General features: G+C 52.4%; 26 protein-coding genes and 1 tRNA gene. 13 read left to right on the top strand and 14 right to left on the bottom strand.

Going from position 1 to position 24056, the window contains the following annotated elements; genetic code table 11:
- Positions 1 to 168 precede the first annotated feature (168 nt).
- Positions 169 to 465: a hypothetical protein gene (locus tag K8942_05880; protein UPA22546.1), complete on the top strand. Its 297-nt coding sequence runs from the start codon at positions 169 to 171 to the stop codon at positions 463 to 465.
- A 127-nt stretch (positions 466 to 592) separates the two neighbouring features.
- Entirely contained in the window at positions 593 to 1330 is a 738-nt protein-coding gene (locus K8942_05875; GenBank protein UPA22545.1) for a YebC/PmpR family DNA-binding transcriptional regulator, read from the top strand.
- Here K8942_05875 and K8942_05870 read toward each other — a convergent pair.
- Both K8942_05870 and K8942_05865 read right to left on the bottom strand, forming a co-directional pair.
- On the bottom strand, positions 1320 to 1703 hold the full coding sequence (locus tag K8942_05870) for a hypothetical protein (GenBank protein UPA22544.1): 384 nt from the start codon (positions 1701 to 1703) through the stop codon (positions 1320 to 1322). The two genes, K8942_05875 and K8942_05870, sit on opposite strands and share 11 nt — an antisense overlap.
- A 43-nt stretch (positions 1704 to 1746) precedes the next feature.
- Positions 1747 to 4932: a transglycosylase domain-containing protein gene (locus K8942_05865; GenBank protein UPA22543.1), complete on the bottom strand. Its 3186-nt coding sequence runs from the start codon at positions 4930 to 4932 to the stop codon at positions 1747 to 1749.
- Between the two features lie 75 nt (positions 4933 to 5007).
- On the opposite strand from K8942_05865, the gene K8942_05860 reads away from it, so the two are divergent.
- The 4 genes from K8942_05860 to recO all read left to right on the top strand — a co-directional run bounded on the left by K8942_05860 (position 5008) and on the right by recO (position 7873).
- Complete coding sequence (locus K8942_05860; GenBank protein UPA22542.1) at positions 5008 to 5337, top strand: hypothetical protein; 330 nt, start codon at positions 5008 to 5010, stop codon at positions 5335 to 5337.
- Positions 5338 to 5468: 131 nt separating this feature from the next.
- On the top strand, positions 5469 to 6068 hold the full coding sequence (locus K8942_05855; GenBank protein ID UPA22541.1) for a tetratricopeptide repeat protein: 600 nt from the start codon (positions 5469 to 5471) through the stop codon (positions 6066 to 6068).
- Positions 6069 to 6242: 174 nt separating this feature from the next.
- On the top strand, positions 6243 to 7208 hold the full coding sequence (locus K8942_05850) for a permease-like cell division protein FtsX (GenBank protein UPA22540.1): 966 nt from the start codon (positions 6243 to 6245) through the stop codon (positions 7206 to 7208).
- 23 nt (positions 7209 to 7231) lie between these two features.
- Positions 7232 to 7873, top strand: coding sequence for a DNA repair protein RecO (recO, locus tag K8942_05845; GenBank protein UPA22539.1), 642 nt, complete (start codon positions 7232 to 7234; stop codon positions 7871 to 7873).
- Between the two features lie 48 nt (positions 7874 to 7921).
- Here recO and K8942_05840 read toward each other — a convergent pair whose 3' ends face one another.
- From K8942_05840 to K8942_05830, 3 genes are all read right to left on the bottom strand, one after another.
- Positions 7922 to 9205 (bottom strand): VanW family protein, encoded by a 1284-nt coding sequence (locus tag K8942_05840; GenBank protein UPA22538.1) that lies wholly within the window; start codon positions 9203 to 9205, stop codon positions 7922 to 7924.
- A 73-nt stretch (positions 9206 to 9278) separates the two neighbouring features.
- The gene (locus K8942_05835) at positions 9279 to 9947 is read right to left on the bottom strand and encodes a ribonuclease HI family protein (GenBank protein UPA22537.1); all 669 of its coding nucleotides are present in this window, start codon (positions 9945 to 9947) and stop codon (positions 9279 to 9281) included.
- A 152-nt stretch (positions 9948 to 10099) separates the two neighbouring features.
- Positions 10100 to 11365 (bottom strand): S41 family peptidase, encoded by a 1266-nt coding sequence (locus K8942_05830; GenBank protein ID UPA22536.1) that lies wholly within the window; start codon positions 11363 to 11365, stop codon positions 10100 to 10102.
- A 13-nt stretch (positions 11366 to 11378) separates the two neighbouring features.
- Between K8942_05830 and K8942_05825 the strand changes: the two genes are divergently transcribed.
- Positions 11379 to 12053: a DUF1858 domain-containing protein gene (locus K8942_05825; protein UPA22535.1), complete on the top strand. Its 675-nt coding sequence runs from the start codon at positions 11379 to 11381 to the stop codon at positions 12051 to 12053.
- A gap of 1 nt (position 12054) precedes the next feature.
- Here K8942_05825 and K8942_05820 read toward each other — a convergent pair whose 3' ends face one another.
- Positions 12055 to 13425 (bottom strand): radical SAM protein, encoded by a 1371-nt coding sequence (locus K8942_05820; GenBank protein ID UPA22534.1) that lies wholly within the window; start codon positions 13423 to 13425, stop codon positions 12055 to 12057.
- Positions 13426 to 13597: 172 nt separating this feature from the next.
- Between K8942_05820 and K8942_05815 the strand changes: the two genes are divergently transcribed.
- Positions 13598 to 14386 carry a hypothetical protein gene (locus tag K8942_05815; GenBank protein UPA22533.1) on the top strand — a complete coding sequence of 263 codons (789 nt, stop codon included), beginning with the start codon at positions 13598 to 13600 and terminating at the stop codon, positions 14384 to 14386.
- Between the two features lie 48 nt (positions 14387 to 14434).
- Here K8942_05815 and ndk read toward each other — a convergent pair whose 3' ends face one another.
- Complete coding sequence (gene ndk / locus K8942_05810) at positions 14435 to 14854, bottom strand: nucleoside-diphosphate kinase (GenBank protein UPA22532.1); 420 nt, start codon at positions 14852 to 14854, stop codon at positions 14435 to 14437.
- Between the two features lie 135 nt (positions 14855 to 14989).
- Between ndk and K8942_05805 the strand changes: the two genes are divergently transcribed.
- Positions 14990 to 16873, top strand: a complete 1884-nt coding sequence (locus K8942_05805; protein ID UPA22531.1) for a tetratricopeptide repeat protein — start codon at positions 14990 to 14992, stop codon at positions 16871 to 16873.
- 60 nt (positions 16874 to 16933) lie between these two features.
- Here K8942_05805 and K8942_05800 read toward each other — a convergent pair whose 3' ends face one another.
- The 6 genes from K8942_05800 to pheT form a co-directional block, all read right to left on the bottom strand.
- Positions 16934 to 17101, bottom strand: coding sequence for a hypothetical protein (locus K8942_05800; protein ID UPA22530.1), 168 nt, complete (start codon positions 17099 to 17101; stop codon positions 16934 to 16936).
- A gap of 55 nt (positions 17102 to 17156) precedes the next feature.
- Complete coding sequence (locus K8942_05795) at positions 17157 to 18419, bottom strand: insulinase family protein (protein UPA22529.1); 1263 nt, start codon at positions 18417 to 18419, stop codon at positions 17157 to 17159.
- 46 nt (positions 18420 to 18465) lie between these two features.
- On the bottom strand, positions 18466 to 18774 hold the full coding sequence (locus tag K8942_05790) for a hypothetical protein (GenBank protein UPA22528.1): 309 nt from the start codon (positions 18772 to 18774) through the stop codon (positions 18466 to 18468).
- Between the two features lie 104 nt (positions 18775 to 18878).
- Entirely contained in the window at positions 18879 to 19022 is a 144-nt protein-coding gene (gene rpmH / locus K8942_05785) for a 50S ribosomal protein L34 (GenBank protein ID UPA22527.1), read from the bottom strand.
- A gap of 57 nt (positions 19023 to 19079) precedes the next feature.
- Positions 19080 to 19625 carry a cob(I)yrinic acid a,c-diamide adenosyltransferase gene (locus tag K8942_05780; GenBank protein UPA22526.1) on the bottom strand — a complete coding sequence of 182 codons (546 nt, stop codon included), beginning with the start codon at positions 19623 to 19625 and terminating at the stop codon, positions 19080 to 19082.
- Between the two features lie 219 nt (positions 19626 to 19844).
- Positions 19845 to 22226 carry a phenylalanine--tRNA ligase subunit beta gene (gene pheT, locus K8942_05775; GenBank protein ID UPA22525.1) on the bottom strand — a complete coding sequence of 794 codons (2382 nt, stop codon included), beginning with the start codon at positions 22224 to 22226 and terminating at the stop codon, positions 19845 to 19847.
- 139 nt (positions 22227 to 22365) lie between these two features.
- Between pheT and K8942_05770 the strand changes: the two genes are divergently transcribed.
- From K8942_05770 to K8942_05755, 4 genes are all read left to right on the top strand, one after another.
- Entirely contained in the window at positions 22366 to 22650 is a 285-nt protein-coding gene (locus K8942_05770; protein ID UPA22524.1) for a hypothetical protein, read from the top strand.
- Between the two features lie 104 nt (positions 22651 to 22754).
- Positions 22755 to 22844: transfer RNA gene (locus K8942_05765), tRNA-Ser, on the top strand.
- A gap of 95 nt (positions 22845 to 22939) precedes the next feature.
- The gene (locus tag K8942_05760) at positions 22940 to 23314 is read left to right on the top strand and encodes a hypothetical protein (protein ID UPA22523.1); all 375 of its coding nucleotides are present in this window, start codon (positions 22940 to 22942) and stop codon (positions 23312 to 23314) included.
- 9 nt (positions 23315 to 23323) lie between these two features.
- On the top strand, positions 23324 to 23725 hold the full coding sequence (locus tag K8942_05755; protein ID UPA22522.1) for a peptide chain release factor-like protein: 402 nt from the start codon (positions 23324 to 23326) through the stop codon (positions 23723 to 23725).
- Between the two features lie 22 nt (positions 23726 to 23747).
- On the opposite strand, the gene rpmB is transcribed toward K8942_05755, so the two are convergent.
- The gene (gene rpmB, locus K8942_05750) at positions 23748 to 23957 is read right to left on the bottom strand and encodes a 50S ribosomal protein L28 (protein ID UPA22521.1); all 210 of its coding nucleotides are present in this window, start codon (positions 23955 to 23957) and stop codon (positions 23748 to 23750) included.
- Between the last annotated feature and the right edge of the window lie 99 nt (positions 23958 to 24056).

The raw sequence follows: 24056 nt of genomic DNA, 5'->3' as shown, positions 1-24056 counted from the left end.
CTCAGGATGACGTGAATAAAAAGGCGGCCGCAAGGCTGCCTTTTTGTATGTTTTACTATACTTACCGGAGGCGTATAGTATGCGGGTTCAGTCGGTCTTTCTCACTTTACCCCCGTTTGCGAAAGGTCTCGTATGTGTTCACTGTTGAGAACTGAGGATGCTGGAACTATGGTCATTGCGACCATTCTCACTCCAGATATTCCTGACCCAGGAGCGCTGTGTGATGCATTGAGTGCGGTTGCACCAGAGAGCCCGCGTCATTTGCTCATCGACTGTGTTTTTGTGACGAGTCTTAGTGCAAATACACGGCAGAATCTCTGCGCATTCGCGCAGAAAATGCTCGACGGAGGATCCAAGGTCAGGTTGTGTAACCTGACAGAATTCAATGCTTTCGTGATCCATTTTGTGGCTCTGGATAGGTACTTCGATATCTTTGATACGCAGGAGGAAGCATTATTGGCGTAGCCAGCATGGCGTACGTTTGTCGTCGACTGATCACCGCCATCTAGATCTGTATTATGCAGGTCTAGGTGGCAGCCTTTTTTCTGCGCGCCGAACGCGTTAGAATGGAAACCTTTTCCATCACTCTCCTATGTCCGGTCACTCCAAATGGCACAACATCCGCGTGAAAAAAGGCGCTGCCGATGCAAAGCGCGGCAAGGTGTTTACGCGTCATGCAAAGCTGATTGAAATCGCGGCACAGCGTGGTGGAGACCCCAGCATGAACCCGTCTCTCCGCACGGTCATCGACAACGCGAAAGCAGACAGCGTGCCGAACGCAAACATCGAGCGTGCCATCAAAAAAGGAAGCGGGGAGCTGAAGGGGGAGAAGATGGAAGAAATTGTCTACGCAGCCATGGGTCCCGGGGGCACCGCATTTCTGATTGAATGTCTGACCGACAACAAGAACCGCACGCTCAGCAATTTAAAGACCGCCATCAGCAAAAACGGCGGCAGCTTTGCAGACGGTGGATCAGTCATGTGGATGTTTGGACGCAAAGGTGTGGTCACTGCCAGTAAGCCGGAGAAGGGAACAGTGAAGCCGCTTGAAGAGATGGAACTGGAACTGATCGATTTTGGTGCAGAAGACATTAATGCGGATGACGACATGCTGACTGTAACAACTGACATGACCAACTGGAGCCAGGTCAGAGACTTCCTGAAGGGGAACGGTTATGTGATTGATGCAGCAGGATTGCAGTATGTGCCTACGCAGAAAACGGAAGTGTCGGACGCTGAGACCGCTGAAAAAGTCATGCACTTTATGGACATCATCGAAGAGGATGACGATGTGTCTCAGGTGTATACGAATGCCGATATTACGGCCTGAGTATTTTCTGCATAACGTCTGCCAGCGCATTTTTATATGCCTCGCGCCAACTGTCACTCACGTGTTCTTCAAAGGCGGGATCGTTTTCCCGCAGGTCGAGATCAATCTGATTTTGCGGAACCCACGGATTAAAACGCAGTATCCTATTCAGTCCGATCCGGAAACTCCGTTCGCAGTCTGCATAGTCTGTTAGTGTCAGTACCTGCTCCAGAATCTCCTGATAATCTGCAGGATCATCCAGAAAAAGATACCAGGCTAACCCTTTGGTTGTTGAAACAATCACTTCTTTCTGTATGGCAAGAGCCGCTTCCGGGACTGCGGCAGGGGCGTCGCAGTGAATCTCAGAACCGCCTTCAGCAAGTTCCAAAAGCATTAGGGATGACGCTACTCTTCTTTTGTCCGCTCGCAAGAGATCGTCACTCTGTGACAGTTACCTCGACTTCATCATCCGCTTTCTTGTTGGAGTAGTCCGTTGCCACTGCTTTGAGAGTGTAGGTGCCAGCCGGAAGCGTGACGGTGTAACTCAGATTGTATGGTGCGTTCGGCTTTGTGGTGAGCAGCTGACCATCCAGGAAGAATTCCACATATTTGATGCCTGCGGGACTGTCTGCATTTGCGCTCATACTGAGGCTCTCACCACTCTGAATGCTTGTCTCGCTGGCCGGACTGATAAGACGGATATCCGGGCCGCCGCTTGTTGTTCCGAAACGGAAACTGACCTCGTCGGATGCGGTGTTGTAGTATTCATCCGTGATGACAATTTTGAGCGTGTGCGTGCCGCTCTCACTGATGCTTCTCGGAACACGGATGGGGTCTTTGAAGGGGGAGTCTGTCAGCACGCCCACAGATTTATCATCAATGAAAAACTCGACAGATCGCAGGCTGGAGCCGACGCTGGATTCAAACTGCGGCTGGAACGCGGGGTAGGGGGCACTGTCTCCGGACTGCGGGAAGGTGAGTTCGACCTCCGGCTTTTCCATGCGGCCGGGTGTCATGCGGAGCTCGCATTTTTCTGTCGGTGCGAGAGGTAGCGGAAGAGAAGAGCCGGAGAAGGTGTTGGTGAGCGGATCGTAACCGGCCATCTTGCCCTTTGCCCATTCCTGCACTGCGCGATCCCATTCCGGGAAACGCTGTGCGAGAACGCTGGTGGGCTTCAGGAAGCTGCGCATTTCTGTCGCTTCCGCCGGACATTCATCAGACGCGAGAAGGCCCGTCACTTTATCGACAAGCAAACGTACGCAGGCGGAATCTTCTTTGCTCGGGGCATTTTCCTGCAGGAAGATATCGGTCTGGCGATTGGCAATCGGGGTGCATTCGGTCGGAAGTTCTCCGGAGAGGGTGGAGATCTGTGCCTGCACAATGCCGGACGGCATCGGGAAGCTGGTCTTTGGATTTTCGAGCAGCTTGTGTGCACGGATCATGTAGTCCTGCCACATGGGGGCGGCCTGCGAGAGGGACTCCGCTTTTTCGGACAGCGCTTTGGAATCCGCGTTGCCGATCCAGACACCGGTAATGATGTTTGGCGTATAGCCGATGGTCCAGAGATCGGACGGTTTGCGGTCGGTGCATCCGCCGCTTTCGGCACGGTCCATACATTTGTTACTCGTGCCTGTTTTGGCAGCGGTCTGATAACCGGGGACATTCAGGATGTTCTGCCAGAATTCGTTCGGACGGGATGCGGTATCACTGAGAACGGCTGTAATAAGATAGGCAATGCGCGCGTCGATTCCCTGAACACCAACGTCCTGTGTGGAGGCGTCATACAGAATATTGCCGCGGCGGTCTTTGATTTTGCTGATGGCATTGAGCGGCTTCTGCATGCCTCCGTTTGCAAATGTTGCGTAGCCTTCCACCATCTGGACGAGTGGCGTTTCGGCGGCACCGAGTGCCAGGGGCCATCCGAATTCATACGGTTCGCCGCCGCTGCCGGTACGAATTTTTTTCTGTTCAGCAGGATCAGTCACACCCAGGCGCGAAGCAAATGCCAGCACGCTGTCTTCTCCTCCGCCCATGAAGAATGCTTTTGCAGCGGGAATGTTGCGGGAGCCGTCCAGTGCGCGGCGCACGTTCAGGAGACCCCAGAATTGCCCGTCGAAGTTCTGCGGTTCGTCGGTACCGATTTTGGTCGGGACGTCGTAAATAATGGTGGAGGGGCTGTAGCCTTTTTCGAATGCCTGTGCGTACACAAACGGTTTAAAGCTGGAACCCGGCTGGCGCGGCGCCTGCGCCATGTCGACTTTGCCGCTGAATTCTTCGTCTGCGTAATCGGTGTTCCCGACGTACGCGAGAATATTATTGGTGCCGGTTTCCACCGAGACAAGCGCGATGTTGTGCGCCATGTAGACACGGGCAATATCGGCGGCTTTTGCGGCGACTGCTTTTTCCGCAGCCTGCTGCATGTCCCAGTCGAGTGTTGTTTCAATCTGCAGTCCGCCCTGATCCAGAATGCCGTCTTCACTGCCGCTGTTCAGAAGTTCCTGTACCTGATCCTTCACCCACAGGACAAAGTGCGGAGCACGGATATCTTCGCGCGACTGCTGGAAGGTCATTGTCAGCAGGGAGGCGATGGCATCTGTCCGCTCTTTTTCTGTGATGTACCCGAGGTCCTCCATATTCTTGAGTACCTGATCGGTACGGCCACCGATGTAGACCGTTGTACTCCCCGTGCCGACATTGGCACCAAGAAGCCCGATCCAGAAGTCTTCATCGCGGATCTGGCTGGAGTTGGTAATGCGTCCGTCGGCAATTTTCTGCACTACCTCCGGAGTCACTGTTGTACGGACCTGCTTGCCGTACGGGTTGTAGTAGCTGGGCGCTTGCGGGAGAGCTGCGAGAATGGCGGACTCCGGAAGTGTGAGATCTTTTGCTTCTTTGTTGAAGTACGTCTTGGACGCAAGGCCGATACCGTAGGCATTCTTTCCGAAGGGAATCCAGTTGAGGTAGAGGTTCAGAAGATCCTCTTTGCTGTACTGGCTTTCCAGCTGACACCCCAGGATGATTTCTTTGATTTTGCGGTTGAGAATATTTTCCTGTGTCAGGTCGAGCGCGTTTCTCGCAAGCTGACGCGTGAGCGTAGATGCACCTCCTGCCTGTCCGAAACGGAAGACGACTCTGGCCATCGCTCGCATATCAATACAGCCGCGGTCATAGAAGCGGGAGTCTTCAATGGCGACAACGGCATTCTTCAGGTGTTCCGGAATCTGGTCACCGGGAATGTAGGTGCGGTCTTCGTCACTATAGAGGCGATAGAGTTCCACTCCTTTTCTGTCCACAATCACCGAGCTCTGTGCGGCGGTCAGACTCTGCGGGTCACTGATATCCGGGAGTGTGATCCACAAATAGCCGAGATACAGCATCATGATACCTCCAAAGACAAGCACGCCATCGCGCATCAGGCGGCGGCTGCCGCGGCGGTGCATCCACTCGCGGATTGCATAGAGACGCTCCTTCAGTGTCTGTCCGTTTTGCATACGACGGCGCCTGCTCATTCTATCAATCATCCGCAAATTCTCGGGCTTGGGTTCTGGCTGTCTTGCACCAGACAGCGTGTGAGAGGCAAAGCCGTTCCGGTCTTGTCCGTTTTCAAAGGGGTCTCTGTTCATGGAGCATGCATTTTAGGCTGGATGTTCCGGTTTATGCAATGTATGGCAAGAGAAAATCCGTGGTATAGTGGGGCAATGATGCGCGCAGCATTCCGTCGGTTTTCTGTCATTTCACTCATTTTGCTGCCGTCTGTTGCAACTGCACAGCGTACGCTGGATGTCGATATCGGCACCAGTTTCGACTTTGCGACCATTGTGCAGCGTATCATCGACTTTCTTGCTGCCAGTATTACAACGGTGGCTACGGCCATGTTCCTGGTGGGGGCGTTTATGATTGTGCTGGCGGGGGCGAAAGAGGACTTTAAACAGCGTGGGAAAGACCTCATGATCGGTTCTGTCATGAGCGTTGCCGTGGTTCTGGGGGCGTATGCCATCTATAGGACGGTAGCGTCGTTTTTGGCGTAGAGAAGGATTGAATGAAGAACTGCCTCGCCCGGCCCTCCGGGCCACCCTCTCCAGAGGAGAGGGAACGAGGAACGTATTTTCCTCTTAAAATTCCTTGGTGTTTCCTCTCTTTGTGCCTAAAATCTCGCTCTATGGACAACAATCAGCTTCCCCCCAACGTTCTGGAGCGCCTGGAAAAAGCCGAGCAGCTGAAAATGGCCGGCAAAAATCAGGAGGCACTTCTTATTCTTGAGGATCTGATTCTTGAGGATCCGTCCAATGTGTCCGCTCTTGAGGAGATTGCAGATAATGAACTGAGTCTGGAGCGCTACAGCCGTGCCAAAGTGGCGGCAACTCAGGCGATCGCGCTCGATCCGTCCAGCTACACCGGTCATTACATTCTCGGCTTCCTGCTCTCTGCAGAAAGCAAATGGGCGGAATCATTTGTGCGCTTAAAAGAGGCGAACAGACTGAAGGCCAACAACCCTGAAATTCTGCGCTGCCTCGGATGGGTGCTTTTCCAGAGCGGTCAGCGTCCGCAGGGAGTGGTCACCCTTGAACGTGCGCTCAACCTCGACAGCGAAAACACGCTCACACTCTGTGACCTTGGTGTTGCGTACCTGGAACTGAAAAATTTCTCGAAGGCCCGCGCACTCTTCCTTCGCGCACTCGATCTTGAGCCGCACAATCTGCGTGCGAGTGAATGTGTGGCGGCGATTGATAGGATTGAGGAGCAGATTAAGCAGATTTGAGTTATGGGTGTATGAGTTATGAGTTATGGGGTCATTGAAAAGAGATTATCTACATATATCGTCCTCCCATAACCCATAACCTATAACCTGCTTCCTATAATCTGAAGTTTTTTTTAAAACATAAAATTCTTTCTGCATTGAAGCTTTCATAGAAAGAACACTATACTAAGACCCATGCGAAAGAGCATGGACTCATCGGTCGGAATTCGGCGCGGCCTAAAGCGGGGGCTGCTTCTTTTGAAGCGCGAACGGACATGGGGTGCAACGCTCACACTGCTGTCTGCAGTCCTCGTACTCGTCCAGCTTTTTGTGGTGATGCTTTTGAGTGTGTACGGCGTAAACAGATTACTCTCGTCTCAGGCGGCACTCCGTCTGGAAGCGATTGCCGATGCGCCGGACCAGGATATCCAGACATTCTTTGCAGCCGTCCATGCACACCCCGATGTGGGCAGTGTGTCGTTTGTGACCAAAGAACAGGCCTACAACGAACAGCGCAAGCGTGATCCGGATCTTGCTGCATTCCTTGACCAGTACCAGCTTGAGAACCCGTTCCCGGACACCTTCGTTGTCACGCTCAAGTCGCTTGATGCCTACGATTCCTTCCGCCAGTTTATTGAACAGGATCAGTGGCAATCGGTCATCAATCCCACCTTCCTCTCGACCGTGAATACCCAGGAACGCCAGATCCGCGATCTCCTGTCTGTGACCGCCGCCATCCGCTCCGTGACCTACATCTTCATGTTCGTGGCGTTTGCCGTTCTCCTGTTTGTTGTGCTGGAACTGGTGAGCCGCACAGTGCGGACGCATGGTGATGAGCTCTTTGTCGAAAATATGCTCGGAGCATCTCCCATTGGTGTGCTCCTACCCTTCATTGCTGAAATGACCATTCTGCTTCTGGCCGGCACCATCATAGCGACTGCCATCGTCGGGTCGCTCATGACGCTCCTGCCATTCCTTATGCCTGCTCTTGCAATGGAAGCGCCTTTCCGTGCATTTGCCACCGAAGTGCGTCCGTTGCTTCTCTTTGTGTTCCCGTGGATTGTGTTGCTGGAACTTTGTCTGATGCCGGCTATTGCGTACATCGGAACCTTCCTCGGCGCGGGTCGTAAATTATTGTCACCGGTTGCATTCTTTTCTTAAGCCCCTGGCCGTACAATCATCGCATGTCCCGAACGCTCACTGTCGATGCAGTCATTCTCCGCACCGTCGATATCGGTGATGCCGACCGTTTCTGTATTCTGTTTACAAAAGAGCGCGGACGCATGGCGGCGCGGGCGAAGGGTGTTCGGAAAACGACGAGCAGGCTCGGGGGAACAGTCTTACCATTCCGGCATGTGTCACTCCAGCTGGCAGTCAGCGATCATGGCAGCGTGATCACCGGTGCGGTTCCGATGACAAACATCAGTATTGATCTTTCGACGTTCTCCACCTTCATGCGCCTCGAGCGGGGGATAGAATTACTACTCGCGCTTACAGATGATGATGAACCGCTGCCACGCGTGTTCGATCTTCTGCTGCAGTTCATGGCGCTCGCGCCGTCCGATGACTGCGATCCTCTTTCAGCATTCAGCATCCGCCTCCTTTTTTTGCTGGGGCTCCTCCCCTCCAGTCATCAGGATCCGCGGTTTGGGTCGCTCCCGGAAGATGCCCAGATTTTTGTGGAAACAGCGACAAAAACATCGTCGCTCAATACGCTCTGCCGACTCTCTCACCCGATGGGGATAATGGACCACTTCGTGTCGTTGATTGTGACGGATCAGACGAATAGGCCGTTGAAAGCTAGTGAGGTGGCGGCGGAAATGTAGTTGAGAGGAAGACGAGGAGTACGAAGATGACGAAGAGTACGAGGAGTTTTATTCATCCAAGAAGACATCCGGGAGGGCGCCACCCGTCCCGGTTACAGGGAGCTTGTCTGTGCCGACCAGGTAGAAGAGCGGACGGGCGGAGTAGACTGAGTAGGTACCCTCGGTGGTCTCTTTATCATTCTGTTCCACTGTGCGGAACCACGCGACGCGGGCACCGGAGACACGTTCGCCGACTTTTTTGCGCTCACCGGGCTTGAGGTCGAGCGTGAGCTGGGTTTTATCGGGAGGAGGAGAACGCTGATCCCAGATGAAGGGACCAAGAACGTCTGCTTTGCGATCATCTTTTGTGCCGTAGTAGAGGAAATATGCACGGTCGTTTTCGGCATAGGTCTGCATCACGAGAGCGCCCGGAGAATCATTTTTAAACCGCATGTCGATGACACCTGGATACACTGTTGCGTCTGTTCCCTGCGGCAGATAGTGGTTCACCATGTAGCTGTGGTTTCTGCGCTGCACGATGGGGAAGCCGTATTCCCAGATGCCGCGGTACGCAGTCGAACTTACCTGGCAGAGGCCTCCGCCATAATCAGGCACAGTCTGGTCGCCTTTGATCACAAGCTCACGCAGGTACCCCGTCGATCCATCCACCGGACCGAGTGTTTCGTTGAAAGAAAAAACGGAGTCTTTCGGGATGAGATGCCCCTGGAATTTACTGAGTCCCACCGCAATATTGTGCCGGCGGTTATTCGGGGAATTACTGAAGTCCGATTCCCCGACAGTCACGAGCTCCTTCACGCCCTGCGCCTCCAGTTCCGGATCAGTCACCGTCACGGCTGGCTGTGTTTCCGTGACCGGCAGAATAATATGTACGGTTCCGGTTTTGAGCGCTTCGATCGTCATATCGACTGCTGCATCCAGATCCACTTTCACTCCCGGAAATCCGACGCCATCAAAGACAATAGTGCCACTGGCGGATTTGCTGATGGTCACTTTTCCCGGCTCGCGGTTGAGGTTCGCTGCAACAACCTGCTGCAGTGTCTGCAGAATGGCCGCCCGGTTATACGTTGCCTCTGTTTTTTTCTGGAATCCTGGGGGGATGGACGGCGCACTATCTCCATCAGCACGTAATTCCTGAGGCGGGGTCACGGGCTTTCCGTTATATGTCCACACTTCCTGCGGTGCGGTCCATGCAGCCTGACGGCCGGCAGTCACGGTAAAGAGGAAGTGTTTGTGATGATACGTCAGATTCAGCACTGCGGCTTCTGCGGATGACGGGAAGATTCCGAGGATTCCGACGATGCCGATGATTCCGAGGAGAGGACGGGGAAACACGCGGATATTGTGACAGTCTGAGGAAAAATGCGAAACTCAAAATGCGAAATTCGAAGGGGATTTTTTGATGTTTTCAGTATCGCGATGGCGGCCTGAGTCCGCTTCTATACGCGTCACCCGGTCTCTGACTCTGGTTTGACGGTGACGGGAACAGGGTTCGTTGCATCGGGGGAGTCTGCAGAGGGTGCACAGGAGCCGGCATTTCGTCGAGCGCTTTGTTCACGAGGGCATCCGCGCGGTGGTTATCCTCACGCGGAATATGGGTGAAGACCACGTCCGGCAATTCGGCGGCCAGCGCCTGTACTTCATCAAAGTATACTTTGAGCGTCGGCATTTTTACCTGGTATTGGCCGTTTAACTGCCGCACGACCAATTCAGAATCCAGGTGGCAGATGAGGCGATTGGGCTGATACTTCTTTGCCATCTTGAGTCCTTCAATCAGTCCTCTGTACTCAGCCACGTTATTGGTCTCAATGCCGATTCTCTCCTTGTAGTCTTCCAGTACTTTCCCGTGCGTCGGATCTTCGAGGATGGCAGCGATGGCGGCTTGTCCGGGATTGCCGCGCGAGCCTCCATCAGAAAAAAGGTGGAGCGTTCCGCCGATCATTTCTGGGTTTTCATCCATGGGTTCACGGCCTGTTAGTGCCTCTTCCAAAAGATCAGAGACAAACTTCTCGCGTTCCCGGATTTTCGGGAAGAGCTCAGCGAGACGACGCTCGAGGTTGGCAGGGAGGCGGAGCACGGGTGCTAGTATAGAGTTCGTCTTCCTTCAAAGCTACAGGATGGGAGATTGTTGTGTCTGTTTGATGGAGAGGTTATGGGTTATTGGTTATGGGTAATGGGGTCATGAAAGAAAGGGTGCGCTTAAGAGATTCGATCATCTGTAAAAGATGATTAGTTCGAAGTGGAGCCCGTTCCCGTCTTTACCTTTACTACTTTTCCGGTCGCCAGGAATTCCAGCGCTGCGTCGAGCTGCGGATCTTGCTTAGCGCGGATCTGTTCGATGGAACGGTCGACGACAATGTCCGGGGTGATGCCGACTTTGCCCAGGTCTGTGCCGTTTGGAGTCAGCCAGCGGGCAATCGTGACGCGGAGACTGCCTCCTCCCGGGAGATCAAGAATTTCCTGCACCGTTCCCTTTCCAAAGCTCTGCATGCCGATAATGGTTGCGCGGCCGTGATCTTTCATGGCGCCTGCAAAAATTTCCGATGCGCTCGCGCTGCCCTGATTGATCAGTACGACCAGCGGGATGGTCGGCAAGATGGGCTTGCCATTCACAGCGTGCACTTCATTGTCGTCATCACGTCCTGCAACGGTCACCACGTTTCCTTCTTTCAGGAACATGGACGACAAGCTCACCGCTCCATCCAGATAGCCGCCGCCGTTATAGCGCAGATCAATAATCAGGCTCTTGATGGTGTTCTGATCCAGGCCATTCAGAATGGTGCGGATCTCGCGCACGGTATCGGTTCCGAATTCATTGATGGTCAGGAGCCCGACTGTTCCTGCTGCTGTCTGCTTCGTTTCATATTCGGTACTCGGCACGCGGATGTCGTCACGGATAAGCGTGAAGGTCAGCGGTGCATCTTCGCCAGCGCGGATAATGGTGAGCGTGACCGATGTTCCTTTCTGGCCGCGGATCTTGCCGACAATCTGATCCAGCGTCATGTTTTCGTAGGTCTTTCCATCAATGGTCGCAATTTTGTCTTCCGGAAGCAGGCCCGCTTTTTCGGCAGGTGATTCTTTGATGACGTTCTGAATGACGACAATGCCATCCGTCAAAGACAGCTCCGCACCGATACCCTGCAGATGTCCGTCGAGCATGTCGTGGAATTCCGTGTTTTCCTTCGGGGTCATGTAGAGCGTGTAGGGATCGCCAACAGCAGCGACCATGCCGCGGACGGCGCCCTGCACCATTTTCTGTGTGATGAGTTCCTCCGGATGCACGTAGTGTGTCATCAGTAGTTTCCACGTCGTCCAAAGCAGCGAGATATCCGCTTCTTTTTCGGGATTTGACCGGACGGTGCCGCTGCCTGTCTGGGAAGATGTGCCCAGGTCCGGCGATTCACCTTTGATAATGGTCGTATTCAGCCCCAGCTGCCACCCCACAAAAAGGGTAAGAATCGGGAGAATAATGACGGAGAAACGTGTGGACTTCATGTAGAATGAGCATATGTCAGCAACTAGAGGAAAACCAGTGGCCGGGAAGAAAATTCTGGAGAATAAAAAGTCTGATGAGAATATCGGTCACCGGTCACCGGTCACCGGGAGGCCGGTTATTTACCGGACGATGCGGGTTGCGGAAATTTTAGCATTGCTGCCAGACAGTGCAGGACTTTTGGCTCAATATGGACTGAGCTGCTTCAGCTGCAGCGCAAATGCGTATGAAACGCTGGAGGAAGGATGCATGTCGCATGGGTTTTCTTCCGAAGATTTAAATGATCTTGTGACCGATCTGAATGTGATGATTGACGATAAGCCGGAGCGCCCGCAGACACTGACGCTTACCAAAGAGGCGGCCCTTCAGCTGAAAACGATTCTGGAGGCGGAGGGGAAAGCGGGGTGGGGACTGAATGTCGGGCTCGACGAAAATGGTGGCTTCTCGATGGAGCTTCTCGAAAAAGCCGCATCAACAGATAAGACATTTGATTGCGCGGATGTTCCGGGTATTTCTCTCTTCGCATCACCCATCACCTTATTCAGCATCGGTGGCGCGACAGTGGATTTCCGTGAGGGTCGATTCAAATTGGATCTGCCGGAGGATCTGCAGAAAAAGAAAAGCTGCTGCCAGGGGAAAGATGCTTGTGATTGCGGGGGCGGGGAGTGCGGGTGTCAGGATCATGCCTGAATCAGCGATCGCATTTGCCATGATTCCATGCCTTATTTTCCAGTACCTGTTCTTCTGAAAGCCACCATCCAAGTGGTCGGATAGATGCCGTTCTGTTACTGGGAAGTGCTAGATAACGTTCATTATATGCCGATACGGTGCGTCGGATATCTTCATCTGCATGACTCACTGGTGATGGTGCAGCGAGAACATCGAATGCCGTAAATGCATCCGGATGTTTCACGAGAAGATCCATAATTTTCCCCCGGGAATACTCTTTCCAAAAATCACTTCCCGGGAGCGGTTTCCACACATGCGGGCGAGAGATTGCACCATTTTCTTCTGACAGCTTTTTGGTGATTTGATATGCGGCCATCATGTCTTTTTCCGTTTCTTCCTGATGACCAATAACCATCAGGACTTCGGGTGTAATCCCATGTTCCATACAGGCCAAAATTGCCGGCATCGTATTGGTCTCCTGATTGTGTTTTTTATTCATCAGTGCCCATGTAGCTTCCGTTCCATCAATACCAAACCCAAGCGTATGCAAACCTGCCTTTTGAATGGCTTCCAGAATATCCGGATGAGAAGTACGGCAATGAGTGAATGCCGTTGTGGTCGCGAGTCCGCGCATGCCGAAAGTAAAGCCCGGCGATTCCGCTTTAAGTTTCTCCACTGTCTCTGCAAATTCTTTTAATTTGGCTGGCGTCTGAAAGAGGTCCAGATTGCTGATATACATTTCCAGTCGCTCCACTCCAAAGCCTTTTGCTTTTGTCATCAGATACCGCAGATCTTTTTCTATTACGTCCGTTTCCCGATATCGCTCTTTTGTATTTTTCACTGCAGCACAAAAATTGCAGTTAAAGCCGCAGCCTTGTGATAGGTAAAATGCGATCTCTTTAGGCAAAAGCTTCCCGTCTACTGTTAGCGTTACATATGATCGCAAATCTTCATCTGCAATGTGTTCATACACAGGGATCAGTGATGTCTTTTCCGGAGCGGGGAGTGTGCGGATATCAATCTGCAATGCCGTGCATAGTTCCAGCAGATTATTGCCGTAGAGAATATTCGTACCGAAGATTTGGTCGCGGGTTTCGTTACTTAGTGCATTGATGACCTGTCCACCCAATACCCGCATCTGATCGGATCGCAGTGTGCCAAGCAGTCTGATGATTTCCGGAAAATTAGGAGCACCTAGTGCATTGAACCCCACAATGTCTGCATTGTCTGCCTGGAGCGGACGCAGGTTTTCGTCCTGGAATGTTAGGTCCATATCCGGTTTTGCTTGCAGTAACTGCGCGCCTGCCACCCAGAGAGGTCCGGGCGTCATAATATGTGGTCCATACGGAGCCTGCGGCTGGGCAAGAACGACACTGGGTGCATGTATAGACATGACATAAACTCTAAATTGAAATAATTATTGGTATCTGTCTATTAAAGGAATAGGTAATAAATAGATTACTTTTGAGCCAAAAGCCAAAAACACCTCCTGACGAAAATGGTTCGCCATAATTAAATTGACGATCAGTTTTCGTCACCTATACTTCTTTTTCCTTTCAAGTCTTATGCTTCGCACCTTTCTCAAAACCTTTCAGCTCACGGAAAAGGAAATCAAAATTTTCCAGAAGTGCCTGGAGCTGGGTGCGCAGCCCGCGTCTCACATTGCCCGTATGTGCGAATTGCCCCGTAATACGGTGCGGAGCATGCTGGATAATCTGGTGAAGAAGGGATTGATGGTGAAAACCACGCGTGTGAATACGCAGTATTATGCGACGGAGAAAAAAGAAAATCTGGAGCGCATGCTCAAATTCAAAAAGCTACGTACCGATGAAGAAGTGGAAAATCAGCTGAAACTCCTGAGTGAATACGGCGAAGAATTATCTTCCCGTCATTGGGCAACAAATCGGCCCCGCATTACTTTTTATGAAGGGATCGCGGGTCTGGAAAAAGTCTACGAAGACACACTGACATCCAAAGAAGGCCTACGTTCATGGTCTGCGTACGATCCTTTGCTCGAGGTAAAACCGGAATATTTCAATACGTACTTTAAGCGTCGTGCGAAGAAGAATATCCCCATGAAGGCCATTCACCCGGATACAACTGCAGCACAGGAAGCGCAAAAAAGAGATGCCCAGGAATTACGCCAAAGCGCTCTTATCCCCGCTGAGAAATACTATTGGGAACCTGAGATCCAGTTCTACGATAACAAGATCAATATCACGTCGTGGAAAGAAAAACTTGGGATCATCATCGAAAGCCAGGAAATCGCGGATGCCATGAAACAGATTTTTGATTTGAGTTATGAAGCGGCGGAGCGGTATGGGAAGACGACGAAGCCTGTGAAAAAACAATAATAAAAAAGCCCCAGTCTCCCAGGGCCTTTTTGTCGTTGCAAGGATTGTTTAGTACTCGAAGATCTCGCTGTCTGAGAAGAATCTCTTGATCTCCGATGTAGCTGCCTCCAGTCCATCGGACGCATGTGCGACGTTAATCATCATATCCACGCCGAATTCGTTGCGGATGGTGCCGGGAGCGGCCTTGGTGGAATCGGTCACGCCGAGCATTTCGCGGATCTGGCCGATGACGTCGTTTCCTTCCAGGACGAGAGCGATCACGGGCTTAGAGCTCATGAAGGTTTCAACTTCCGGGTAGAACGGCTTATCTGCAATGTGTGCGTAGTGATTGCGGAGGATTTCCGGGCTGAGGTGGATCATCTTGCAGCCGCGGATCGTGAGACCAGCGTCTTCAAAACGGGAGATAACTTTGCCGCAGATTTTCTTTTCGACGGCGTCCGGCTTCAAAAGGATGAGTGTGCGCTCCATATGTGAGGTGAGAATAAAGTGAAGGAATAAGGAAAACGGTTGCCCATTTTTAGCATAATTTCCTCTATTGCGCCAACTGAACCCTTTGGCCGCATTCTTTGTCCTTTTCATGCCCTTTCCCTCTATACTGACCCTATGCAGCCTCTTCCGTCCCTTCCGCGCGTTCGTACCCTCCTGTGGATTCTTGCAGGATTTTTTGTACTTGGCCTGCTGACGTACGGTTGGTCGCTCGGGAATGAGTTTGTCCGCTGGGATGACGGGATGCTGATTTTTGAGAACCCTGCCATCCGGCAGATCACACCGGCATCGCTCTGGTGGATCTTCACGCACTTCGATCCGGAGCTCTATATTCCGCTCACGTTCCTGTCATACCAGATTGAATATTTTATTGCGGGTGTGCATCCGTTTTTGTATCACCTGGATAGCCTGATACTGCACACTCTCAATGCAGCTCTTGTTTCACTCCTCGCATTTTTCCTCCTCCGTAAAAAATACCTCGCACTCTTCTGCGGTCTGCTCTTTTTAGTGCACCCGCTCAATACTGAAGCGGTCGAATGGGCGAGCGGACGCAAAGATGTGCTTTCAACCTTTTTCCTGCTGGCTTCGATTGCCTCGTATTTTGTCTATCGTGACCGTGACAATCGGCGCTGGTACATCGCGAGCCTTGTGCTCTTTCTCTGTGGGCTGCTGTCCAAGGTCATGATCATCACGCTGCCGGTCGTGCTGGTGGTACTCGATATTGCGGAGAGGAGAGCATTCACCAAACGCATGGTACTGGATAAAATTCCGTATCTGGGATTGTCCATTGTCTTCGGACTGATCGGTATTCTTGGGAAAGAAAGCGTGCTCGCGTCATCGTCACTCTCGGATAAAATTCTCATGGCTTTCAAGAGTACGACGTTCTACATCTATCAGTTTCTGTGGCCCGCCAAGTTCTCGTTGCTCTATCCATACAAAGAAGATATCAGCATCACGTCTCCGGATTTCTTCGTGCCGATCATCATCGTTCTGTTGCTTCTTGGTATTGTTGTTTGGACCTTCAAACGCCAACGCCTCATTGCAGCGGGCATCGGATTTTTCTTCATCACGGTTGCACCGACCCTTCTAAACTTTGCGAAGGGCGGGGAGATGGATATTTACTTTGCGTCTGACCGCTATGCCTACGTGCCGCAGATCGGACTGATTCTGGTTTTGGGTACGCTGATTGCGTGGGTCCTTGAGAAGAGGCCGCAGTTCCAAAAGATCATTGGAGGAGCCGGGGTGGTGCTCGTCTGCATCTTGTCGATTCTGTCCTACAGACAGTCGCTGGTCTGGCAGAACACCCGCACGCTCTTTCAGCATGTTATCCGCATCTACCCTGATGCATCGCATGTTGCGTATAACAACCTCTGTAATGCAGACAGAATTGTCGGCAATCTGGAGCTTGCGATTGATGAGTGTGAGAAGTCCGTTGCCATCAAACCGCATCCGAAAACGTATGCGAACCTCGGTGCGGCGTACCGGAAACAGAAGAATTATACCCGCGCACTGGAGGCCTATGAAAAGGGTATCGCGCTCGATCCGCAAAGTGCGTATCCGCATTTCGGGCTGGGCATAGTGTACGCAGAACAAGGCCGGTACGACGAAGCGGAGATTGAATATCTGAAAGCCATCGGGCTGAATCCGCGCTATGTCGATGTGTATGTGAATCTCGGCGCTCTCTATGCTGCACAGGCGAAATATGAACAGGCGATTGCGCAGTATCAGAAGGCGATTGCATTGCATGAGTTTCATGCAGCAGCTCTTTTCAACCTGGCTGTGGCAGAAGATGAAAGCGGAAAACTCGACGACGCTGAACGTGATTACAAACGCGCTATCACCGCAGATCCCACCCGTACCGCGCCGCGCATCAATCTCGGATTACTGCTGCACGAAATAGGAGATACGGACGGTGCCGTCGCGCAGTTCCGGGCCGTACTGCGTATTGACCCGGAGAATGCGGCTGCCCGCTCAGCGCTACAGCAATTGGGTGAATTGTAATTGCCTCACCCGGCCCTTCGGGCCACCCTCCCCCATGGGGGAGGGAAGGCGGAAAGTATTTTATGCTCTGTCTGAAGCAGGATGTGCCGGGTTATTGTCCGGAGCATCAGGGCCTGGCATGTGTGGCGGTTCGGCCGGGTTCGGCTGAATGTCGCCTGTTTTCTCCTGAGGCATCGGGACCTCGTTGCTGTGTGCGCCGGTATCGGCGTCGTTTAGTTCTGGAGACATACAAAAAAGAGGGAGGGGATACATCTATAAGACGTACCGCCACTCCCTCTCTTTCTTAGTTTTTCATCAGATTTTCAAACTTGTCCGGCGTTGCATCTTTGCCGATCACCACGAGGCGCAGTTCTTCAGGCTTCAGGAGTCTCTTGGCGAGTGCATCAATCTGTTCCTTGGTGACTTTATCGACCTCTGCAAAATATTCATTGATGTCGAGGACCTTCGGGTTGAGCAGGAGCTGCTTGCCGTAGTAGTGCGCACGCTCCTCGCTGTCTTCCAGCCCGAGGGTGATTTTGCCCTTCAGGAAGGCCTTGGCGCGTGTCAGCTCATCTTCCTCGATTCCTTTGTCGGCACAGAGGAGATACTCGTGCTTGATAGCTTCCAGTGCTTCCAGAAGTCTGGACTGGTCCACTCCCGCGCTCGTCGTGAGGGCACCTGCGTCCATGTAGTTATCAGTGTCGCTGGAGATGTAGTAACAGAGACCGCGTGCCTCACGGATACGGAGGAACATGCGGGAGCTCATATTGCCGCCGAGGATGATGGCGAGGATTTTATGAACGAAGTGATCCTTGTCCTGAGAGGAGAGTCCCGGAACGCCGAAGACGAGGTGTGCCTGCTCCGTGTTTTTGTTCCGGAGGTACATGCGCTCCGGGCCGTAGCTCGTAAGCGGTTCGAACGTGCGCTTGGAGCCGCCGCTCAGAGGACCAAAGAATTCATTCGCGAGCGCCATTGCCTCTTTCTCCGTGATCTTTCCCGAGAAGGCGATTATGCAGTTGTGTGGACCGTAGAGTTCATCTTTGTGCTTCTGGAAGTCTGCCTGCTGGACGGACATGATCACCTCTTCGGTTCCGATTGTGTCCCACCCGAGCGGTGTCTCGCCGTAAATCAGCTGTTCGAAATCCCAGCCTGCGCGGTACATGGGGGTGTCCTGGTACATGCGTTCTTCTTCCATGATCACGCCGCGCTCTTTATCGATTTCCTCAGGCGGGAACGATGCATGCAGGAGCATGTCGCTCAGCACGTCACACGCGAGGCGTGTTTCTTCGGATGCGACTTTTACGTAGTACCCCGCATATTCTTTGCCGGTGAAGGCGTTGAAGTCACCGCCGACTCCGTCAATCGCCGCGCTCACTTCCTGCGTGGTTTTATACTTCTTGCCGCCCTTGAAGAACATGTGTTCCAAAAAGTGGCTGATGCCGCGTTCGCTCTGTGTTTCGTAGCGGGAACCGGCAGTCGCAAACACCATCACGGTGACCGATGCCGTTCCGTCGACAGGTGCAGTGAGCACGCGGAGGCCGGAAGGGAGAGTGTTGATGGTATACATGATGGGTTATTGGTAATTCGTTATTGGAAATAGGGACGAATGAAGATTAGTAATTCAGGATGAAGGTGGTGGGCCAGAAGCTGAGGATGGTAGTGATGACAAAGATGAGAGCCAGGGGCACACCAATAATCAGTGCGATGCTGCGGGAGGGCTCGCGTTCGTGTGTGAGGCTCCGGTAGACGCTGACGCCGCCGTAGAGGAGGGCACTGGCCACGAGAGGCAAGTCGGCAATCTGCATCCATGTCTGGGACGGGAGTACGGCAATGTCGTTATAAGACAGAACATATGCCACAAAAAAACTGAGTCCCAGAATGTAGAACAGTGTGGCCGAGAGTGTGTGGAGATAGCGCGCCATGGACTGGATTAGAGTAACAGAAACGCGATAGGAACACGAAAGCTTCAGTACAGGGAAAAACACCTTTTAAGAGGAAATAGATCCATTCTGGCTCAAATCCCTTCTTATTTAGCCTTCTTCTGCACCGTCAGACGCTTGCGGCCTGCTGCACGACGACGTGACAGCACGGCACGACCGTCCTTCGTTGCCATACGGGACAAAAATCCATGTCTGCGAAGACGCCGGCGCCACTTGAGTTTACCTAACATAGCCGGGGTACGTTACAGATGAGGTGGCAGGTACGTCAAGTGTCGTTTTTGTGGGTTTTAGCTGTATCGGACGCGGATATTCTCAAATCCGGCATTTCTATTGGCTTCGAGAGCTGCCAAAAACAGGTAATCGCTCAGTCTATTGAGGTAAATCAGCAAATCCTGGTTGATACTCGATCGCTTGCTGAGGCTGATTGCCAGCCGTTCCGCGCGTCTGCAAATCGCTCTGGCAATGTGGAGTTCTGATGCCGCCAGAGAGCCTCCGGGAAGGACAAAATAGGGCGGAAGTGGGGTTTCTTCCAGTGTATTGATCCACCTTTCTAGCATCGCAGTGTGTTCCTGCGACATGCGGGGCACGACTGCTGCATTGTTTTCCTGGGGAGTTGCGAGATCTGCTCCGAGGTTGAAGAGCATGTTTTGGATGAGCGAAAGTTGTTCGATGATGCCCAGCGAGAGGTCATCAGCATCCGTCGGGAGCCCCAAATGGGCGTTCAGTTCATCAACTGTACCGATTGCTTCAATGCGAATGTCATCTTTCGGGACGCGCTGGCCTCCGAAGAGTCCGGTTTCCCCTTTGTCGCCGGTTTTGGTGACGATGGTCATAGGTCTTTTATTGTATGGATTTTAGTGGCAGGTGTCACACTGAGCGAAGTCGAAGTGTGATGTTTGTGGTTGTTTTGTTTGCCCTTTGGGGATTGTTCTTTCTTGTCTGCCCCGACAAGAAAGAACCAAAGAAACGCACCCATCGCCAAGAGCCTCCCGCTTGCCGCACCACCCCCCTGACGATGGGTTCCGCCCTTGTGTGGTGAAGTCGATGACTTTTTAGCTGATCGCCTTTAGCACTTTCTCATGAGCCGCTTTCACTTCGTCTTCCGTCAGCGTCCTTTCCAGTGACCGATACGTGAAGCGCAGTGTGGCATTGTAGGTATCGCTTCCTGCTTTCTGGTACAGATCATGCACAACAACGCTCTCAAGCAGATCGCTTTCTTTTCGGGCCTTCTCAAGCAGTGCTTCTACATGCTGATCGTGTGTGCGGCTGAGCGTGACGTCGTAGGTGACGGATGGGAAGAGGGGGAGCGGTTTTGCGTGGATGATGGCTGGAGCGTGTTTCAGGAGTGCGCTCAAGTTGATGATGGCGCCCGCGGCACGGCCGGGGATACCGAATATTTGGCGGACTCCCGGGTGGACTTCGAAGATTTCGCCCATAACTTCTTTCCCAAACATCACCGATGCAGCGCGTCCCGGGTGAGCATAAGCGGGAGCAGATTTTGTCGCCGTAATCGTCACGTCATATCCCATGGCAGCAACTGCCGCGAGAAGCGTTTCTTTGGTTTCCAAAAATGGATCATTCAGGAGGCCTGTTGTCTCGCGGGTGGAGGTCATCATCGAGAGTTCCAGATGTTCCGGTTGTCCCTTTGCAAAGACATGACTCCAGTGGAAGGTGCGGAGCGTGGTGCTGCGCATGAGGTTGTTTTCTGCGTGGATGAGGAGTGCCGGGAAGGTGCTTGTCTGCAGATACGCAGTGTCGTCGCCGAGCGGATTTTCAATCTCGACTGCGTGTGCAGAATCGAATCCTGCCTTCTGCATCTGCTGTCTGCTGATGAACGTGAGCGGTACGGTTTCCAGATACATCGCGCTCTTCAGAACATCGCGCATTGCGTGAATGCGTTCGTCACGCTTCGGAATGCGGAGTTCTCCCATCGGCAGGACATCTTCAAGTCTGTCGTAGCCGTAGATGCGTCCGATTTCTTCGAAGAGGTCGTGATCACCATGCAGGTCGCGGACGCGGTGGAGTGGTGGAGTGACGGTCAGGACTCCTTTCTTCGGTCCTTTTTTTACATCACACTCCAGTGACTCCAGAATGCGGACCATCTCGTCTTCGGGAATAGCGGCACCGATGTGTGCCTGTGCGCGTTCCACGGAAAGGGGAATCGTTGGCGTTGTGCCGTTGTCACCTTTTGTGACAGGGCCAGAGGCGATTGTGGCACCCGGTGTCAGCTCCAGCATCAGTTCCAGCGCGCGCATGAATCCTGCTTCCGTTGTGACGGGCGGCACTCCTTTTTCATACACGGTGGAGGCATCTGTCCGGTGATCGGTTGCAATGACGGTGCGGCGGATGGTGGCAGGGTCAATCGAGAGAGCCTGCATGAATATCTTCTTTGTTTCTGGCTTCGTGCTGCTACGGAGGCCTCCCATAATGCCGAGGAGATCGAAGATGCCGTCGTCGTCATTCATGATCAGTGCGCCGTCCGGCAGATTGATTGTTGTGTTATCGAGTGTGACCAGACTCTCGCCTTTTTTGGAGAGCCGCACATGGACCGCACCCTGAATATCACCGGCGTCGAAGCTGTGCATGGGGACGCCTATTTCGTTTGCGACGTAGTTTGTAATATCGACCGGCAAACTGATAGACCGAATGCCGACTGCAGCGAGGCGCTTCTTCATCCACTCCGGTGTTTCGCCGATATTTTCCACGTGGATCATGCATCCCAAAAAGCGCGGGACGAGATCCGGCACATCAATGCTGACCTTGAGCGGCGACGGTGTTGCCGGGAATTGTATCTCTTTGGCAGATTTTTTCTTTTTCCAGGTCGCGAGTCCGAGTGCGACCACTTCGCGCGCAAAGCCGATGTGTGAGAACAAATCCGGACGGGTGGTGATGGCCGTGTTGTTGATGTGCAGCACGGTGTCTGTCATGCCGAATGTTTCCCTGAGCGGGCTACCGACGGTGACTGCATACTCATTGCTCAACCGATCAAGATTCATAATGGGGCGTTCGCCATCTTCAGTATGTACCTGATAGATCCCGTCAAGTCCGATTTCTTCCGCCGCGCAGATCATCCCTTCACTCTGGGTTCCACGAATCTTTACCGGTTCGAGTGTCACTGTATCTTCGCCGTGCCACTTTACTGTTGCACCGATGTGTGCGAAGGCGACGTGCATGCCCGGGACAACATTTGTTCCGCCGCATACAACGGTCTTCACACCGTTATCAGTCTCCACTGTACAGATCATTAAACGATCCGCATTCGGATGCTTGTCTGCAGTCAGCACTTTTCCGACGCAGCAGCGGTTGAGATACCTTCCCTGTTCTTCCACCTCCTCTACTTCTGCTGCTCCAAGCGTGATGCGCTCAGCAATTGCGTGCGGATCTTTTTCAGTCCACGTCACAAAATCCGATAGCCATGCCAGGGAGATCTTCATACCCCTTCAGCCTACAGGAAGGGGAGGGTCCGATACAACGGATGCAGATGGCATCCCATGTCGGGTTTATTGTCCATGCATCCTTTTTTGTGGTGCGGTTTATGGGTTGTATGATTGGCTCCATCTCTTCCCCCATTTCATGTTCAAAAAATCTTCCAAGAAAAAAGCAGCTGCCGCAACCTTCTCCATTGGAGGCATGTGTCAGTACTGTTCCGTCACGACTATTGTGCTCGGCATCATCACGGTTGTTGCGGTTATCGCAGCACTCGTCGGTGTGTATAAGGCACATTTCCTGTCCGCAGGGCTGACATTCGGAACCCTCAACGGTTCTGCGTCTCTCATTGCACTTGCTCTGACTGCAAGTCTTCTGAAAAAGCTGACGAAGGCATGTCCGTGCCAGTGTGCGTTGCCGTCCAAGAAATAAGGTTAAGAGTAAGGTTAAGGTTAAGGGCGTCCTCAGGGACGCTCTTTTTAGATATTTTTCTCTCTTGTGATAGCAAAAACCGTCTCTATACTAGGCTCCACTTTGGAGAGGTCGCATAGTGGCCTAGTGCGCACGCTTGGAAAGCGTGTAGACCTGAAAGGGTCTCGAGAGTTCGAATCTCTCCCTCTCCGCCATTCGATGAAGTGTCGCGCCGTGCGCGCACGTACTTTTCTATGCAATCTCGCTATCTTCGTCACTTTTAACGATTTCATACGTCTTAATTGTATCTATGACACCTTCCCAGTTCCTCACAGTTGCCGGCCCAGCCTCCCTTTTTCTGGGTGTGCTTGGGTTTTTGGAACCGGATTTTACGCCGGATTTATGGTTTGATCTGGCGGAAAACGTTGTCCATACGGGTTTCGGCATTGTGGCGCTGTTTGTATTGGCCTGTTCGGCACAATTTCAGTGGCGTTTTGTCCTGACGATATCGTTACTGACAGTGGTTGTAGCGGTGGGGGGACTGTTGGTCGCAGAGAGTCCTGCACCGAATTTTGTTATCACGAACCTCGAGCATCCGCTCGATAATGCGTTACATCTGACATTTGTGATCGCAGGACTGATTGCGTGTCTTCCAAAAACTAGACTTGTGGCGAGAGGGCAGTAGTCTTGGTCTATGCCGTTTCCCATTGAGCTATCGCCGCCGCTTTTAACACTTGCTGATGAAGTAGGGCTGAAACCCGAAGACGTTGAGGAGCAGTTTACCCGCGGAACCGGTAAAGGAGGCCAAAAAATGAATAAAACATCGAGTACAGTCTGGTTAAAACATCTGCCGACCGGTACGGAAGTAAAGGTGCAGCGGCATCGGGAACAGAGTAAGAATCGGCTTTCTGCCTGGAAACTGCTGATTCTGAAGATAGAAGAGCAGGTGAAAGGGAAGGAGTCTAAGCATGCGAAAGCGATTTTTAAGATTAAAAAGCAGAAACAACGCCGTTCACGTAAAGCAAAAGAGAAGATGCTGACAGAAAAACATCTTCGAGGGGATATTAAAGATACGAGAAAATCAGTCTCTGAGTAATTCGTACACCTTTACGTTCAGATTAGACCGGTTTGCCCTGCTGCATACGCTTTGCAAGGGTGCGCAGGTAAGAAGCTGCAACTTTCATGGTTTTGTATTCGCCTGTTGCCGGGTCAAAAATACGCTTTTTGATCATGTTGACCTTCCAGTTGCGGCGTGTGGAACGCAGCGAGTGGCTTCGGGTGTTACCGAAGGAGGTCTTTTTGCCGGTTTTGGTACATGCGCGAGCCATGGGTTGCGATAAGGTACCTAGGTTCAAGAGTGCCGTCAACTCATTATTTTGATGATTCAGTTAGTTTTGGGCTCTTTTTAGTGTCGCCCCCAGCGTACT

The organism is Candidatus Peribacteria bacterium (assembly GCA_023038255.1).
Taxonomy (GTDB): Bacteria; Patescibacteriota; Gracilibacteria; order Peribacterales; family Peribacteraceae; genus CALREJ01.
Note: the sequence above shows the minus strand (reverse complement) of the source record. Positions and strands in the feature narration are given on the sequence as shown.